This window comes from Haladaptatus rarus (assembly GCF_054177585.1).
This window is the reverse complement of sequence record NZ_JBPEHG010000006.1, coordinates 147438-163007: the sequence shown is the minus strand read 5'-3', so window position 1 is coordinate 163007 and position 15570 is coordinate 147438. Positions and strand designations below refer to the sequence as shown.

20 protein-coding genes and 3 pseudogenes are annotated in these 15570 nt (G+C 57.2%); 12 read left to right on the top strand and 11 right to left on the bottom strand.

The features are described from left to right. Positions 1-97: 97 nt before the first annotated feature. From ACR3FE_RS15270 to ACR3FE_RS15260, 3 genes are read left to right on the top strand one after another with little or no spacing between them, the layout of a single operon-like run. On the top strand, positions 98-823 hold the full coding sequence (locus ACR3FE_RS15270) for an SDR family NAD(P)-dependent oxidoreductase (protein WP_458208050.1): 726 nt from the start codon (positions 98-100) through the stop codon (positions 821-823). A 1-nt stretch (position 824) separates the two neighbouring features. Then, positions 825-1511 (top strand): dihydrofolate reductase family protein, encoded by a 687-nt coding sequence (locus ACR3FE_RS15265; RefSeq protein ID WP_458208048.1) that lies wholly within the window; start codon positions 825-827, stop codon positions 1509-1511. Then, positions 1504-1944, top strand: a complete 441-nt coding sequence (locus ACR3FE_RS15260) for an SRPBCC family protein (RefSeq protein WP_458208046.1) — start codon at positions 1504-1506, stop codon at positions 1942-1944. The genes ACR3FE_RS15265 and ACR3FE_RS15260 overlap by 8 nt, the downstream gene beginning before the upstream one ends. Before the next feature lie 174 nt (positions 1945-2118). Here ACR3FE_RS15260 and ACR3FE_RS15255 read toward each other — a convergent pair whose 3' ends face one another. Then, complete coding sequence (locus tag ACR3FE_RS15255) at positions 2119-2370, bottom strand: hypothetical protein (RefSeq protein ID WP_458208045.1); 252 nt, start codon at positions 2368-2370, stop codon at positions 2119-2121. Between the two features lie 403 nt (positions 2371-2773). Here ACR3FE_RS15255 and ACR3FE_RS15250 point away from each other — a divergent pair, with 403 nt between their 5' ends. The 6 genes from ACR3FE_RS15250 (at position 2774) to ACR3FE_RS15225 (ending at position 6867) form a co-directional block, all read left to right on the top strand. Then, on the top strand, positions 2774-3271 hold the full coding sequence (locus ACR3FE_RS15250; RefSeq protein ID WP_458208044.1) for a plastocyanin/azurin family copper-binding protein: 498 nt from the start codon (positions 2774-2776) through the stop codon (positions 3269-3271). Positions 3272-4020: 749 nt separating this feature from the next. Next, positions 4021-4260: an amphi-Trp domain-containing protein gene (locus ACR3FE_RS15245; RefSeq protein WP_458208043.1), complete on the top strand. Its 240-nt coding sequence runs from the start codon at positions 4021-4023 to the stop codon at positions 4258-4260. 619 nt (positions 4261-4879) lie between these two features. Next, positions 4880-5179: a hypothetical protein gene (locus tag ACR3FE_RS15240; protein ID WP_458208042.1), complete on the top strand. Its 300-nt coding sequence runs from the start codon at positions 4880-4882 to the stop codon at positions 5177-5179. Positions 5180-5187: 8 nt separating this feature from the next. Then, positions 5188-6054, top strand: coding sequence for an FAD:protein FMN transferase (locus tag ACR3FE_RS15235; protein WP_458208040.1), 867 nt, complete (start codon positions 5188-5190; stop codon positions 6052-6054). Beyond that, complete coding sequence (locus ACR3FE_RS15230; protein ID WP_458208038.1) at positions 6038-6325, top strand: hypothetical protein; 288 nt, start codon at positions 6038-6040, stop codon at positions 6323-6325. Before ACR3FE_RS15235 ends, ACR3FE_RS15230 begins: the two co-directional genes overlap by 17 nt. Next, complete coding sequence (locus ACR3FE_RS15225; RefSeq protein ID WP_458208036.1) at positions 6325-6867, top strand: ferric reductase-like transmembrane domain-containing protein; 543 nt, start codon at positions 6325-6327, stop codon at positions 6865-6867. Before ACR3FE_RS15230 ends, ACR3FE_RS15225 begins: the two co-directional genes overlap by 1 nt. Here the strand turns inward: ACR3FE_RS15225 and ACR3FE_RS15220 are convergent. The 5 genes and pseudogenes from ACR3FE_RS15220 to ACR3FE_RS15200 all read right to left on the bottom strand — a co-directional run. Beyond that, complete coding sequence (locus ACR3FE_RS15220; protein WP_458208035.1) at positions 6864-7385, bottom strand: winged helix-turn-helix transcriptional regulator; 522 nt, start codon at positions 7383-7385, stop codon at positions 6864-6866. The two genes, ACR3FE_RS15225 and ACR3FE_RS15220, sit on opposite strands and share 4 nt — an antisense overlap. 3 nt (positions 7386-7388) lie before the next feature. Continuing rightward, positions 7389-7676: a hypothetical protein gene (locus ACR3FE_RS15215; RefSeq protein ID WP_458208034.1), complete on the bottom strand. Its 288-nt coding sequence runs from the start codon at positions 7674-7676 to the stop codon at positions 7389-7391. 694 nt (positions 7677-8370) lie between these two features. Next, positions 8371-8727: a DUF7344 domain-containing protein gene (locus ACR3FE_RS15210; protein ID WP_458208032.1), complete on the bottom strand. Its 357-nt coding sequence runs from the start codon at positions 8725-8727 to the stop codon at positions 8371-8373. Positions 8728-8903: 176 nt separating this feature from the next. Further along, positions 8904-9419, bottom strand: coding sequence for an Lrp/AsnC family transcriptional regulator (locus ACR3FE_RS15205; RefSeq protein ID WP_458208031.1), 516 nt, complete (start codon positions 9417-9419; stop codon positions 8904-8906). Positions 9420-9499: 80 nt separating this feature from the next. Continuing rightward, positions 9500-9649, bottom strand: a pseudogene (locus tag ACR3FE_RS15200) (HalOD1 output domain-containing protein); the annotation flags it as partial. Positions 9650-9722: 73 nt separating this feature from the next. Here ACR3FE_RS15200 and ACR3FE_RS15195 point away from each other — a divergent pair. Further along, complete coding sequence (locus tag ACR3FE_RS15195) at positions 9723-9848, top strand: hypothetical protein (RefSeq protein WP_458208029.1); 126 nt, start codon at positions 9723-9725, stop codon at positions 9846-9848. Between the two features lie 1420 nt (positions 9849-11268). Here the strand turns inward: ACR3FE_RS15195 and ACR3FE_RS15190 are convergent. Together ACR3FE_RS15190 and ACR3FE_RS15185 are read right to left on the bottom strand one after the other, a co-directional pair. Then, a complete protein-coding gene (locus tag ACR3FE_RS15190) occupies positions 11269-11814 on the bottom strand; it encodes a hypothetical protein (RefSeq protein WP_458208027.1) in 546 nt (181 codons plus the stop codon). A gap of 236 nt (positions 11815-12050) precedes the next feature. Then, positions 12051-12698, bottom strand: coding sequence for an HAD family hydrolase (locus ACR3FE_RS15185; RefSeq protein ID WP_458208025.1), 648 nt, complete (start codon positions 12696-12698; stop codon positions 12051-12053). 243 nt (positions 12699-12941) lie between these two features. Here ACR3FE_RS15185 and ACR3FE_RS15180 point away from each other — a divergent pair, with 243 nt between their 5' ends. Next, entirely contained in the window at positions 12942-13982 is a 1041-nt protein-coding gene (locus ACR3FE_RS15180) for a zinc-binding dehydrogenase (protein ID WP_458208023.1), read from the top strand. A gap of 76 nt (positions 13983-14058) precedes the next feature. Here ACR3FE_RS15180 and ACR3FE_RS15175 read toward each other — a convergent pair. After that, a pseudogene (locus ACR3FE_RS15175) lies at positions 14059-14237 on the bottom strand (integrase core domain-containing protein); the annotation flags it as partial. Between ACR3FE_RS15175 and ACR3FE_RS15170 the strand changes: the two are divergent. Then, a pseudogene (locus tag ACR3FE_RS15170) lies at positions 14238-14394 on the top strand (transposase); the annotation flags it as partial. It abuts the pseudogene before it with no gap. A gap of 10 nt (positions 14395-14404) precedes the next feature. Here ACR3FE_RS15170 and ACR3FE_RS15165 read toward each other — a convergent pair. Both ACR3FE_RS15165 and ACR3FE_RS15160 read right to left on the bottom strand, forming a co-directional pair. Further along, positions 14405-14881, bottom strand: coding sequence for a molybdopterin-dependent oxidoreductase (locus ACR3FE_RS15165; protein ID WP_458208022.1), 477 nt, complete (start codon positions 14879-14881; stop codon positions 14405-14407). Between the two features lie 277 nt (positions 14882-15158). Further along, positions 15159-15527: a hypothetical protein gene (locus tag ACR3FE_RS15160; RefSeq protein ID WP_458208021.1), complete on the bottom strand. Its 369-nt coding sequence runs from the start codon at positions 15525-15527 to the stop codon at positions 15159-15161. Positions 15528-15570: the final 43 nt, after the last annotated feature.

Here is a 15570-nt window from a genome sequence, read left to right as displayed (position 1 = left end):
TTGGAACCGTCGACCCGGATACTGCTTTCCCGCCCGTAACTGACGCGTCACCGGCCACCAGCAGAGGATCGAAGTGATGCTGGAAGACAAGGTCGCCGTGATCTACGGCGCTGGCGGGTCGATCGGCGGCACCGTCGCCCGCGCCTTCGCTCGTGAAGGGGCTAGGGTCTTCCTCACCGGTCGCAACGAGGCTTCGCTCGAGGCGGTCGCCGAAGACATCCATTCGCACGGCGGCGAGGCGGACACCGCTATTGTCGATGCTCTTGACGAGCAGGCCGTCAACGATTTCGTTGACGCGGTGGTCGAGGAGACCGGCCGCCTCGACGTCTCGTTCAACCTCGTCACCTACGGGGACGTTCAGGAACCACTGATGGAGATCTCGGCCGATGACTTCACCCAACCGATCACGACTGCGACGCGTACACAGTTCCTGACGACGAGGGCGGCCGCACGGTACATGATCGAGCAAGGATCCGGCGTGATCCTCACGTTTGGCGGCGGGGGACCACAGACACCGCCCGGCCTCGGTGGCTTCAAAGTCTCGCTCGACGCCCTGGAGAGCCTTCGCCGGCAGTGGGCAGTCGAACTCGGCCCCTCCGGCATCCGCGTCGTCACCCTGAAGACAGGGGGCATCCCCGAGTCGATCCCAGAGGATATTCCCGGGCGCGAGGAGATCATTCGCAAGACCGAAGCGAACGCGCTGCTGGACCAAACCGCGACGCTATCTGACGTGGGCGAGGTCGCTGCCTTTGTCGCCTCGGATCGCGCTCGCACCATCACAGGCACACCGGTGAACATATCGTGTGGAGCGCTGGTGGACTAAAATGACCGGCACTACCTCCACACGAGAGCAACCGCAGCCACGAGTTGTCGTCGATCTGTCCGTGTCGCTGGACGGGTACATCGCAGGGGCGAACGACGGCCCCGAGAACCCACTGGGCGACGGAGGCGAGTTACTCCACGACTGGCTGTTCGATGGCACGAGTGCCAGCCGCCACAACGAATTCTTCACACCGGTAGCAGGAAGCGAGGACTTCGTCGACGAATGGTTCGAAACGACCGGGGCGCTCGTGACCGGACGTCGAACCTTCGACCTCGCAAACGGGTGGGGTGGTAACCACCCACTGGGTGTTCCGGTCTTCGTTCTTACGCACGACGCACCGGAACCAGGTTCGGAGGAATCCTCGATGGGTACCTTCGTCACCGATGGCATCGAGAGCGCCCTCGAGCAGGCGCGAGCCGCCGCCGGTAGCAAAAACGTGTCGGTGTGCGCAGCGAACCTCGCCCAGCAGTACCTTGAGGCCGGACTGATCGACGTGATCCAGCTACACGTCGTTCCCGTCCTGCTCGGCGACGGTGTCCGCCTGTTCGAGGACATCGGCGGTGAACACGTCGAACTGGAACGTACGAGAGTGATCGAGTCCACCGACGTCACGCACCTGCGATACGACGTCGTGAACAGATGTAGAGCAATCGCACACGAATACCACGGAAAACATTACAATGAATGACGATACCGACATCGAAACGAGCGAATCGAGCCTGACCATCCGGCGAACCTTCGACGCCTCGCGCGAACGTGTCTGGCGGGCGTTCACTGATCCCGACGAACTCGCCCAGTGGTTCGTGCCTGAAGGCATGACAGCGGAGGTTCACGCCCTCGACCCTGTGCCCGGCGGCGAGATGTCGGTGAGTTGGACAGGCGAGGAGCACCAGATGAACAACGAAGGCACGTTCGAGGAGGTCGTCGAGTACGAGCGGATCGTAACCCGTGAGGAAACCCCGCAGGGCGTGAACCGCGTGACATACGAGTTTCATGACGCGGACGGCGGGACGGAGGTCATCCTCACTCACGAACTCCCTGACGCCCAGATGGTCGACGGTGCTAGTGAGGGCTGGGCGGGCATCCTCGGCAACCTGGAGGGCGTTGTCGCCGACGCCTGATGGCCGTCGAAACCGGTGAATCGAACCGGACGGTCCGCCAGATCTTCGTCGCCGCGAGAAAGCGTTCGGGAGGTGTGGATGGATCGAGAGCAGGTCGGTGAGTGGTGAGCCCCGAAGGAGTCACCGTCACGACCCACGAGATCGATATGCGACCGGGTGGTACCTGGCGGTTCGTCACTCTGTCTCGCTGGTACCGGGCCGTGTTCGGTTGTGGGTAGCGATAAGCTGAGCATCAGCACTCACACCAACGAGAGTAGCCGAGAGAAGCGAACGCTGGTAGGGCAGGCCGAGGAAGTACAGTCCTGGTTCACCGTCCACTACTCCTCGGTAGTGGATGGGGGAGCCGTTCTCATTACGGCTCAGCCCTGAAACCTCGATCCAGCTGAAGTCCGGGCGGAACCCTGTCGCCCAGATCACGGTGTCCACGTCGAGGAGTCGCCCGTAGTCGAGATGCGGCTCGTATTCGAATCGGATGTCGAGCTTCCCGGTGAGGTCACGACCAACGACACAGACGCTAGTCCGGCCACAGACGAGGCTGCCGGAGTGTAGCGTGGCCGGGACGAAATCACCCCCGAGGGGGCAGCACCTCTCTCACGAACCCCTGCACGAACGCGGAATTGGACGCCCCGAATCGACGCAGTTCAGGGCGGACGTCGTACGGTTACTCAGTAATACGGCAGTTGTATCGGCGTTTATCGGCTAGAAGCCAGCGAGAGGGGGAGAGCGGATACCGACCACCGTGTCTGTGGTCGGATCTGCGTGGTCGAATCACTGGTCGCGAAGTCGATTGTCCAGGCCTGTATCTAATGCGCTCTGCTGCCGTAATTGGGTGGCAGTCTTTTTTACTTCGAACCGGCTACTCTGTTATGGACTCTCCATATCCCACGATCACAAGCGTCGTACACTCCTCACCATTATCGGCGCAACGCTCGCCGGTGCATCGCTGACTAGCTGCCTCTCAGCAGCAACTCCTGGTGGTGCAGATGACGAGACGACGACCGAGAGTGCCTCGAGCGAACCCAACGCTCTCGTCCGTGTCGGCCCGGAGGGCCGTTTCCTCTTCGAGCCAAATCGACTCGAAGTGCGACCCGGTGCTACCGTCCGATGGATCTGGGACTCCGACAACCACAACATCGTCGTGGCGAACCAACCGAAAGACGCCGACTGGAACGGGTCGCCCGGATCGGCTTCCGACGTGTACGATACCGGCTTCAGCTTCACGTACACCTTCGATGTCCTCGGGACGTACGAGTACTACTGTCAGGCACATCGATCCGTGGGAGTGACCGGGAAAATCGTGGTGGACGAATCACCAACAGGAACCTGATCGTCGCCCGCAAGCGATCATCGGTTTCAGGAGTCGCGCTGAATAGAGAGCGCGTATCGGTCACGTCGTTCGCTCTGATCTCTCTAATAGGAGTGCGATGGAGCGGCTCACGGGCGAGAATCGTTCGAATCCGTGCGGGCATCGGCGGGTGGTCGTAATGGAACGCTGCATACAGCGGGTGGGGGAACGGATTCGAGCGATTCGTGACCAACCCAGTGTGGAGGGATCGACCGATGTCACCGGCGGTGCTCCGGGGTCCCCCCGACCTCGAACTGACCCGGACCGTCGCTGATGAATGTGCCGTCGAGCCACTCCGGGAGCGTGCCTTCGACGTCGAGGGCCATCATGAACCTCCTCACGTTGTGTTCGAAACCCGGCGTGCCACGTGTTCTCCATACGTTTCCATTGCTGTGCATCCTTATCCGCCCACTGCCCGCTCTGCTAGCTGTCGGTTCGATACCTTCGCGTTCAGGGAGTGGTAGTAGAGGTATTACTGGTCAGCTTCCGTACACCAGGTTGGTGGAAAAACGCCCTGTAATATCGGTGCTATCGTCATCTACGTAGCGTTGGGCCTCGTGTTCGTTATTGCTGAGCTGCACCGATGAAATTTCTCCCTTGATCTAGTTGGCTTAATTTGATCGAGAACCAGCGGTATTCCTGTAGATTTCCGGATTCAGGGGTATAATCCGGTTGTAACCGAATTCATCGGCCAAAACTCCTATTCAAGTGACTTGAGATAGATCCTCTCGATGTCCGATAAAGTACTCCATGAAGAGAAAATTTCGCGAGAAGAGGTAGCTGATCGTTTGCAGGCAATCGCAGACGAACTTCGAGGAGATGGAGACGCCAATGTCGATGTTGGCAACAAGACGGTGACCCTCTCGCCACCAAACGCTGTTGGCTATGAAATCGGCACTCGCGAATCATCATCCATTCTTCGCGGGAGTCGCGAATCAGTGACGATTAAATTGGACTGGAAACCTAAATAGCAGGGCGAATGTGGATCGTCGGTAGGACCTTGAAATCTAATCGCGTTAACAGAGCATGTCCCCATCAGTTCAGGATACCATCACAGTCGCTCAATCGGTTCGAGCCGAGATACAGCAAAACGCGTAACGTTTCTCGCAGGGAGTATCGCGTCCACACATTCATCTCGCTTCTTCCGATCCTGCTCCTTGCGGTTCTACTGTTTGCAGCGATTGGTAGCAACAATCTTCTAACTCAAGTAGTCGGGTATGCAGGGTCACTTTCTCCAGCAATCGGGAATATCGCGGAGACAACTCTCGAAAGTGAATAGGGACAAGCAAGCGCTTCTGCCGTCGGGATTGTAACCCCACATGGGGTGCCCTGAAGCTATTCCGTGGATTGGACACGGCCTTCTCCGAGATTTATGCAGCCGACGACGTTCGCAGATTTCCACCACGGCACGATACTGTACCCAAATAGTCAGCCACGGTTCCGTTCCACGAACCATTCGATAGCTGTACGAAGATTCGATAGTTGGACGCGAATGGCTTAATGAGACTATCTCCACCCTCTACCTGCAATGGCACGAATTGGCGACCGACAGATCGAGGGTAGCGATTCTCAAGTGAGAGGTCGATAATCATGCGAGTACCAGTCCCCAATAACAAACTCGTCGCGTTCACGCTCGCTGGTGCCCTCCTCACGGCTATCGTGGCCGGTGCTCTCGCCACTCCGGATGGCGGACTCACCCAGTTTGGCGAACAAGCAGACCCAGCAGGAACGACCGCTTCGGACGCGTCACAGCAACTCGCTGCCGATGCTCCGACCCCCAATCAGGACTTCACGCCAGCAGTCCAGACACAGACCGGCTACGAAGATGAGGAACACGAGGACGAATACGAAGAGGAAGACGAACACGAGGAACACGAAGAGGAGGGGTGACTGAGACGATGGTATCGCTCGCATCGGTCTACGAACAGTTCGGGGACAGTTACCGCGAGTTCCGCTGCTGCGATACGACGTTTCTCGTTCGAGTAGCGGGTGTCCGGGCCGACGCTAAGGCGACTGCAGCTCGGGACACAGCAGAGTCACTCGAAGCTCAGCTGAATGCCTTCGATAGGACGAGCGCAGTCAGCCGCCTCAACCGCGAGGGAGAGATCACGAACGAACACATCGCCGTTATCGTCCGCCGTGGGATCGAATACTACGACCGGACCGATGGGGTGTTCGACATCCACCAGGGCCGTGTCGAACACAATCTTAAAGCGTTCCTGCGTGGTGACAGCGATACACTGCCGGCGGCATTCGACACAGGAACGGTCCGCGTCAACGGCCCCCATATCGCCACTGACGTCGAACTCGATCTCAACGGTCTCGCCAAGGGATACATCGTCGATCGAACCGCCGAACCGCTCGCGGGTTTCGGCCGACGCGGGTTCGTCAGCGGTGGCGGGGATATGTCCCCACCTACGGGACCGGTCGCCATCGAGAGCCCGTACGGCGACGACACGCCGTTGAAGGTGCTGGAGACGGACTGGCACGTCGCGACGTCCGGCGGGTACCGACGCTCGCGAGACGGCACGAACCACGTCTACGATCCGACCACCGAGTTGCTCGGTTCCCGGCATGAGTCCGTAACCGTCGTCGCACACCGGGATTGCATGGAAGCTGACGCCCTGGCGACGACGCTGGCTGCGCTCCCCCTCGCTGAGGCACGCGAACTGGCAGCGGAATGGGACAGTCTGGAGGCGCTCATCATTCACGATGGCGTCTTTCACACGACAGAGGGGTTCGACACACATGTCATGGACGCATAAACAGCGGATAACCGTCGTCGCGATCGTCGTTCTGGTCGTGGCCGCGCCAGTCCTCTGGCAAATCGGCGATGTCCGTGCCACCCAGGCGACCGAGCAGAAACAGAACGACCTCGTCAGTCAGACGGTTTCGACGAGACAGGCACCAGCGGATTACGACGGCGATGGCATCGACGACTCCGCCGACAGGTGTCCAACGCGACCAGAGACGACGAATGGCTTCCAGGATGCGGACGGCTGTCCCGATGTCGTGGCGAAGACGGGGGCCTCGTGATGTCAGCCATCGTCTGGTACCTCGACCGCGGTGCCGCGCTCGTCACGTACCCGTCACTGTACCTGGCGGTTCTCACGGGCGTCCTCTACAACACCGAGTCGTTCGGTGTGCTGCACGAGGCCGCCCGACGTGTCCATATCGAACTGTCCGTGTTCGCGATGATCGTCACGTTGTTACACGCGGGGCTCGGCCTACTCGATGCGTGGTTCGTCGTCACCGGTCAGGTCCCGGCACCAGCGTACTCGATGCCGTATTTCCTCGGCGGCGTTGCCGTTGGCGCGGGGGCGCTGCTCATGCTCGTCGTCGCGGTGCTGGGCTTTACCGACGCAAAACGCTTCCAGCGACCGTGGGGGCCACGAGTCGTCCACTCGTTCGCGTACGCAGGGTTCGCCTTCGGGACGATCCACGCCGCAGCGATCGGGACTGATCTGGCGGGACTCGTCCGTCCCCTGCTGGTCCCCTCGGTAGCGTTTCTCGTGTACGTGCTCCTGTTGCGCCTGCTGGTGCTTCGTGGGATACCGTCGAACGCGACGACGAGTTAGTAGCTGTCCCAGAGGCCCAGAATGCGGTCGACGACTTTATCCGTGAACGAGCGCCGGTGAATCGTGTAAAGGTACTTGACGCGGTCGGGATCACTGACATCGTAGACGACGCTCCGGCCCTCTCGCTCTTTCGTGACGAGGTCGGCCTCGGCGAGTTTCGAGAGGTGCCACGAGACGGTCGATTGAGCCTTGTCGAGGCGGTCACTCAGCTCGGTCGTTGAGAGCGGGCCGTCCGCAAGAAGGTGCGCGAGAATGCGGCGACTGTACTCTCGTCGCAACGCATTCATCACTGCCCGATCGGTTTCATCGAACTCGGCGGCTGGGTAGTACCGCGTATACTTGCCGTCGTCCGAAACCTCGACGATCCCCTCGTCGGCGAGCCACCGAAGGTGATACTGGAGCGTCCCCTGCGCGTACTCGAGTTCGCCGAGGAGCCCGCGAAAGTGAACGCCCGGGCTGTTGGCTATCCGCTGGTAGATTTCCCGCCGAGACGCCAGTTCGAGGTCCGGGTCCGACATTGCTCAGTCCCGCGTGAGAGCGAAGAAGAACGCCAGGAGTCCACCGAGGATCAGGATTGCACTCCCGTGTTCGAGCAATTCGAGCGTGGCGTACGGGATATACGGACGCAGCGGATACTCGAGAAACACGATGAGCCCGTAGACGGCGAACATCGCGTACCCGAGCGTGACGATTCGCATACGACGATCACGTTCCCTCCGCCACGCGAGGAAGCTGAGTCCACTCAGGCCTGTAGCGAGGACGAAGATACCGAGACTGACGTACTGTTCGAGGAGTTGAGCGAGTGGCATACGTTGTTATCTGTGTACACAGCCGGTGCGACGTGCTCGGCGATCGATACAACTCAATCGAAGGGGGTGTCCGGGAAAACGGTTGGCGTTCAACCGTCGAATCCAATCGAATGAATTTCTAGATTCTAAATTATTTATTTAAATTTATCCTCCATCGATCAGCTACACAGCACAGCAATGAACTCCCATACAACCACGAGCACATCGACCCAATACAGACCCACCAGCCCCCGGAACCAGGCCACCACACGGGACTGTTCGCCACGCCAAGCAACGACCTGTATCGGCTTATGTGCACTTACTATGAGGCGTACAACCACACCCAACACCGACTCGACCGCTGTAGAGCGGACCGAGCTGAGAAAGCGAAGTATTGCATGGCGACGTACTAATCGATCATATCTTCTCCATCACTATACGAGCGGACAATCTACTCCCCATAATACGCCACTATAATGAGTGGAAATTATAATCAGTCGTGTTGTGTGAGCTCACTCGTATCAAGTTCTTCCTCAAGAGACTGCTCACCACGCTCACCGAGTTGATAGAATCCATCATCAAGCCCACAGGTATCCAACACGCGATCACGATGACAAACTTCCCGACGGCTCAGCATAAACTTGAGCGAAACTCACCCCCTTCTAATCTCCGGAACTACTGCGTCCTAACACGACGAAATCGGCATCATCCCCACTCAGTCATCGGCGGCGACTGGGTCGTACCCGTCGAGACGTGCCGCGACCTCGAGGAACGGCGCAAACTCGTCGGTGCCATCGAACTCGATAGTGCCCGGATTCGACTCGTACGTGATGACGCCAGCATCGGCCAATCTCGGGAGGTGAATATGCTGGAGGGCTGTCTTCACCGTCTGGAGATTATCGTCTCCATCATCACTCGTGTCGTTCGCTTCCCAGTTGGCGATCCGTTCAGCGAGGTCGTCGGGGTCGACGCATTCGGATTCAGCCATGAGATGATAGAGGACGTATCGTCGGCGCGGATTACTTAGAAGCTCGAACGTTTCGTTCAGTTGTGGTCTGCCTTTTCTCCCCATCGATTGCTTGTTGGTCTCCACCGGAAAAACACTTTCTTTCCGTCTGTGTTCTCAGTTGAAAAAGTCAAGGGTGAGCGCGACAGTGCTTGATTTTCTCAAGACCACTCGGTAGTATTTCGGCCCTAATCGGCGACGACATTGGAGAAATTCAATTTGTGTTCCTTTCAGTGAAATGGTTATTCTTCCTCGGAATCGTCGGTCCCTGCCGACTCGTTCGCAAATCGACTGTCCTCGAGATGGAAGTGATTCCACGGCTGAACGGTTTCATGCGCCATGAGGTCGCTCCGGTGAATTGTCAGGCCGAGCTCGTCGAGGTGCTGCGCGATACGTTCGATTCTCTCGGTGGAGTCGGCGACAGCTTTGACGTGCAGATTCTGTTCACCACCCATCGTCTCCCGGATGTTAACGACACCCAGCACGTCACGAGCTTGGTCAGCGATATCTGACCGTTCGGCAAGTGGGGCTGTGCAGACGAAGAGTATGACGAGCGGATAGTCTGCCTGTTCGTAATCGATGTCGGGATGATAGCCACGAATGATACCCTGGTCTTCGAGCTTTTCGATCCGGTTCGCGACGGTTGTGCCGGTCACGTCCGTCTCGTCCCCGATTTCGGCATCGGTGGTGCCACGAGCATCGACCTGCAACAGGTGGAGGATACGCCGGTCGAGGTCATTGAGCGGTTCCCCAGCCATGCAATACTGTATCGCCGTCCAACAGTATGAATCGCTCGGCGGAGGTCAGGACACAGCCCGCTGGGTGACGGCTACTCTCGCTATCCGTCGTCGGACTCGGCAGCCGGCTGAATGGTGAGTTTGCCATCACTCTCGACCGTGACGGTGTACTCGTCGTAGGTGAATCGAACGTGACCGTTGACGTCACGGGCCACGCCGTCGAAGCGTGGCTGAAAGAGCGCGTCGAGCGCATCCGGATCTACTTAGTCGGCGAGGATGGCAAGCTCGTCGGGGTCGGCGTCGTCGAGGGTGGCGACAGCCGTGATGAGTTCCTCACTCACCGAATCCGAGACGGGGTCGAAGTCCGTCTTCGCAGACTATCTCCTCGAAACGCTGTTGCTCCGGGGCTATCTCTACGAAGTCGAAGATATCTTGCGCATCACGGAATAATTGTTTCTTGTGACGGTAACTACCCGGTTGTTGTTGTAGAGGATAGCCTGAGCGGAGAAAGAGTCTTGATAACACGAATGGAAGTACAGATGATGTTATCTAGGCGACAGGTACTCATCACCAGTACGAGCGGCTTTACCAGTGTGCTGGCTGGCTGTTCACGTCTATCCTTTGCTCCCCCACAGATTGAAGACCGACCATGCCCTCCCGGTGAGTTCGTCCACGCTCCCGTTTCGTGTTCTCACTCGGACACCGAACATGGTGTTGCGGTACACGTGTCTCCGAGTACCATCAGAAATCGATCGGAAATCGATGACTTCAGGATCGAAATCAGAAATAGGAGTCAAACGGAGCTGAGTCTCGATGCGTTTCGATGGCGAATCTGGACGAAAAGCGGCACGAACTGGGAGCGATTCGATAAGAACAGCGAGAGCAACCAACCAGAAGATAGGGTGACACTAGCACCAAATAGGCATGTGAGCTGGACGGGTCTCAAGACGGTCTTTGATGCGTTTGACGATCACTCTCCGACTGGACTCTATACCGCCGTCCTCCCCGTCCAAGTTCAAAACAAACGAGTAAACTGTGTCTGTCTATTCCGAATCTTGGGAGTAGAATAGCTGCGGAATTCTCATGCCATATTTTCCTATACAGTCGGTGGCTCTTTCGCGACCATTCCGGCCGGGGCGAGCCAACTGGATTTGAATCAGAGGAGTGGTTCTCGGGCCGCTCATCGACAGCCGTACCAGTCACTACATCAGAGGATAGTGCCTAAATTTGGCCATCGTCAGTGTGCTGTTAGTCACGATACTCAGCGTCCAACCGCTCTTGTCGGGCCTCACGACGGTCGTGAATCATTTTCATGGACGCGTTTTCTCCATCGTTCCCCAGTCTCTCACGCGAGAGTTCGTGATTGTACGTCAGTTGTACCGTAATGTAGCAGTGATCCGTCGTTTCGTGAAGCCATTCTGGAAGCTGATCGTCCGGAATACAATCGGTATACAGCGATAATTCTCCACGGGACGAGCCATGCGTGATTTCCCGCAACTCAAACACATGTGTCCGTGAATCCACGCGTCGTGTGAGCTTCAAACTCACTGGTTGACGAATCGGAGCTAATCTTTTCAGTGTTGCGACGTGACGATCTCGAGAGGGTAATCGAGACCTCGAACTTGGCCGACGGATACTGGCCATTTTCGGGCATCAACTGCTCCGAATAGGTTAGCTCTCCACCATTGATCCACTCTCCGTCACGATAGCCGACGTTCCAGTACAGCGGCAGTTGCTCTCGTATCTCGTCAGGAGACCACACTTGACCCGCTGGGATATCAGCATGGAAATCGAGTTCTGCGCCTATCATTCAGACTAGTTTATCGCGAACACTGTAACCGATAGCGGAACAGCGATAGTTCAGCAGAAATCATGGCTGGCCTTTACCACAGTGGTATCTGGCGCTGGACTTCTCTCCTGGGCCTGGAGAGATTATCTGTGTCAATTTCGACGATTCGGTACAACTTTTGTGGTTCCACTTATATTTTGTCGAATCAGACGTCTCGGAAATTGTTACAGTAGTTTCATATGGCTTTTCTTTAAATGTCCCCAAGCTACTCTCACCCTTGGATAATGGAAACGTTTCTTCGAAAATCACCTCCCCGTTTTCATCCTTGACCTCAATTTCGAGGTCATATTTGTTCTCAAACCTGCTTTCGATGATCAACAGATACGAGTCTACCTTATTATCCTGGTTACTACACCCAGCGCTCATCGCTAAGAACGTCGTCAACCCTGCTTCGACTAATCGTCGCCGTTTGATGGAGGGACACATATCATCTACGTTTGAGAGCACTGTCAAATAAATTGATACACGCTGTGCATGAACTGTTTCCTCGATGGGGAGCGGCTGATCGACGAACATGTAGCCGTCGATCAGGCCGGAATGAATCGCGGTCGTCGTAGAATCGATCATTACGATGCACAGGCAGATACATCCACAGTGTCTCGGTGACGATTCGCCGTGTTCGCACGAATCAGTTCGTGAACCGCCTTGGAGACACACCTCGAGGCACTCGCCCTGCACCCCCTGTAGATGGCGACAGCATGGAACTAACTGCATCGCGACACCGTCATCGTCCGCCGGTCAGAATTCGATTACAGGCTCGCAGACGTAAATCAAAGAGAGCAACGAGCGAGAAGTGAAAACTATTAGAGGAGCTCCAGGATCGTTCGCTGAAGATCGTCTGACGTGGTGGCAATATGATCGGTGTGGTCGGTCGCCTGCACAGTCGTTCCCTGACAAAACCGGATCACGGTACTCCCTGCTCGTGCTGCTGCTCGAACACCGTTGACAGAGTCTTCAATAACGAGGCAAGAGGAGGGAGAAACGTCGAGGTCGGCAGCTGCATGCTCATAGATGAAGGGTTCGGGCTTGCCCGGCAGGTCGATATCTTCCGCGCTCACCATGATATCGACTGGTGCTAACTCAAACCGCTCGATGACCATTTCGATCCACTCCGCTGGCGCTGATGACACGATTCCAACATCGATTCCTCGATCACGAAGTGTTTCAAAGAAGGCAGGCATTCCTGCTGTAATCGACACGTGCTCGCCATAGACTGTCTCAGCAGTCAGTTCGAACTGGCGTGCATAGCGCTCAGCTCCTCCCGGGAGACCATATGTCGTTGCAAGCTCGTCGAGACTCTCACGGAAATTGCGGCCAGTCACGTCCTCCAAACTTGGATCGCCGGTTTCTGCATGAGCGAATACGTGCTCCCGCCAGAACTGCTGCCAAAACGGTTCTGAATCAACAAGCACGCCATCCATATCGAACAGGACGGCCTGAAATTGGGCCATACACTAGCCCTTCGATTCTGAACGTATGCTTATTACGGCTGCAGAAACAACAGCCACGACTGCCCAGGACGAACGTCAGCAATGCGGCGATAACACACTCGCTGCTGGACGAATCAGTTACTTTCGATAAAATCCAGCATCGTACTCGGTCGAGTTTTTGCAAATTCCCGACATCTTCCCGTAAGTGAATTCGTCAATTGTCGATATATAGATTTATAATCGTCGAATAGACCATATTATGCGATGAAAGCTGTACAATTCGATACGCATGGAGACCGCGACGTTCTCGAATACGGCGAGTTTCCTGATCCCGAGATCGACCGTGGTGAGGTACTGGTCAACGTGAAAGCTGGCGCGCTCAATCATCTGGATATCTGGACGCGCCGGGGACTGCCGGGAATCAATCTCGATATGCCCCACATCCCGGGGAGTGACGCCGCAGGGGTCGTTGAAGAGGTTGGCGAGGGCGTGACGCGGTTCGAACCCGGCGACCGGGTCTGTGTGATCGCGGGAAAAAGCGGCGGGAACGACGAGTTCAGCCGAAAAGGCGATCCGACGCTCACACCGGACTTCCACATCATCGGTGAGCACGTTCGCGGCGTCCACAGCGAGTACGCTGCGCTGCCGGCGGCGAACCTCGCACCCGTTCCCGAGGGTATCGACTGGGAGACGGCCGCGGCCGCTCCGCTCGTGTTCCAGACCGCGTGGCGCATGCTCAGAGATCGTGGCGGACTGAAATCCGGTGAATCAGTCCTCGTCCTTGGTGCGTCGGGCGGTGTCGGCCACGCTGCCGTCCAGGTCGCAGCCCACGCTGGAGCAGAAGTGTTCGCGACGGCGAGCACCGACGAAAAATTGGCCTATGCGGAGGAAGTCGGCGCTGACCACACGATTAATTACGAGGAGGTTGACTTCGCCAGCGAGATCCGCGAGTTGACTGGTGGTCGCGGTGTCGACATGGTAGTTGACCACGTCGGCGCACAGACCTGGCAGTCTTCGCTCAAAAGCCTCGTGAAAGGTGGACGGGTCGTCACGTGCGGGGCGACCACGGGCGGGAACCCCGAAACTGACCTCAACCGCATCTTCTGGAACCAGCTTTCGGTCATCGGTTCGACGATGGCAACGCCCGGTCAGGCCGAGGAAGTGCTCGAACTCGTCTGGGACGGTACTTTCCAGCCGCGTATCCGCGAGACGCTCCCGATGAGCAAGATCAACCGTGCCCACGAGATGCTTGAGAACCGCGAGGGCTTCGGCAAGGTCGTTGTCGTCCCTGACTGCGAACTGTAGTCGCCGTCGTCCGAACAAATTTTTCGGCTCAAGTGTGTGACTGATTCTAGAATTATAACGAAATGCCACTGCCCTGTTAAGTTTCCCCCTCGACAGGCGTTCGTTCGTCGAGCGAGTGATGCGGTCTCTGATGACTATAGTAGTGGACGAACTGTTCACGCTACCGCTGGACGCTCGGCTGACTGCCTACTCATGAGTTGTGGAAGCGGTCGGTCCGTATTTTGAGCCTGTGAAACCCTTTTCGATCAGGTTTCTCACTTGAGTCAGAGGTCTTCGAGTGGAGGCGCACCCTGTCGGTGTGCGCTGACGTCAGGGACGCTGAAACTGAATGGCGAGTTCCACGCCTCCGTCGATTCGACGGTAGAAGGGGGAGTCCACTGACAAGCCCACGACTTCTGTCGTGGGTCACTGACTCATGCGGATTACTCATCTTCTCTGAACATGTCTTCGACCGTTTCCGGATCGATTCCCGCAGCGAGCTGCCGCACTTCCAGTAGGGTGACGTCCTTCGCCGTCCGCGCACCGTTGATATCGGGCGCAATAAACCGCGTCTCGTACGGCTGTTGCTCCACAATCAACGTTCCATCCTGGAAGAACGCGAGCAGACTGTCGAGCGCCGCGGTGATGTCGACACAGATGCGATACCCGTCGTCACTTTCGACTAGGAAATGCGTGATCTCGCCCGGGATGTCGGCGGCCGAGAGCAGGTCGAGTACGGGAATCCCTGACCACGTGGCGGTGTGTCTCATCCCCGATGCACAGCGGACTGTGACGGTTCGTGATTCGATAGGGAACGCCGAGAGTGCCTCGCCGGACAGCGACACACGTCGGTCGCCCGAGACGGTAATCGGCGCCGACAGCGGCGGAGTCTCTCGGGTGTGACAGTCTGGTGAATCCATCGATGTTCACTGACGGAACGTCATTCCGCGATGACGCTGTATGTAACCTCGAATAATTAATACATTTAAATGGGGGGTGACGGACACTGGTTTCGTTTCAGTCGGAGACCCGTCACGTGTCTACTTGAAGAGGCGGTGTGGCGAGCGGCGAACTCTCTCGTTTGAGCGTGTTCGCCGATGTGTCAGACTGACGTTGTTCATCACGGCACCTGCGAGCGTGTGAAACGCACGATCAGTCTCCGTCGTCTCGTCTAACACGACCGGACGCCAGCTTCGTTCATCCTTCTCTCCGGAGGTCACAGAGAGCCACCGCCGTGCCGTTGGAAGGCGCTGGACTGAGCGAGATCGTGGTCGGCTCCCAGAGATTAGTTCTGAATCTCTCTGTCATCTCATTGAGTCGGTCGAGGCTCTGTTGGTACGGGTCGGATTCGACGAACGTGGCCCAGTCGGCGAGCATTTCGAACTCGAAGCTGAGTCGAACGTCCGGACTCGTGTCCGTCACGCTCCGTTCGCTCCGGAAGCCGTCTAGATTCTCGGTCGTAATCCACTGTTCTGTTATTTTCGGAAGCCACGTCTCGTACTCCTCTCTGTACTGGTCAAGGATGTCGTATGTGACTTCGTACACGTATCGTTCGTGGGATTTCATGTCAAAAATTCTCCTGGGCTAGTGCGTTTATCCGCGACCAGCA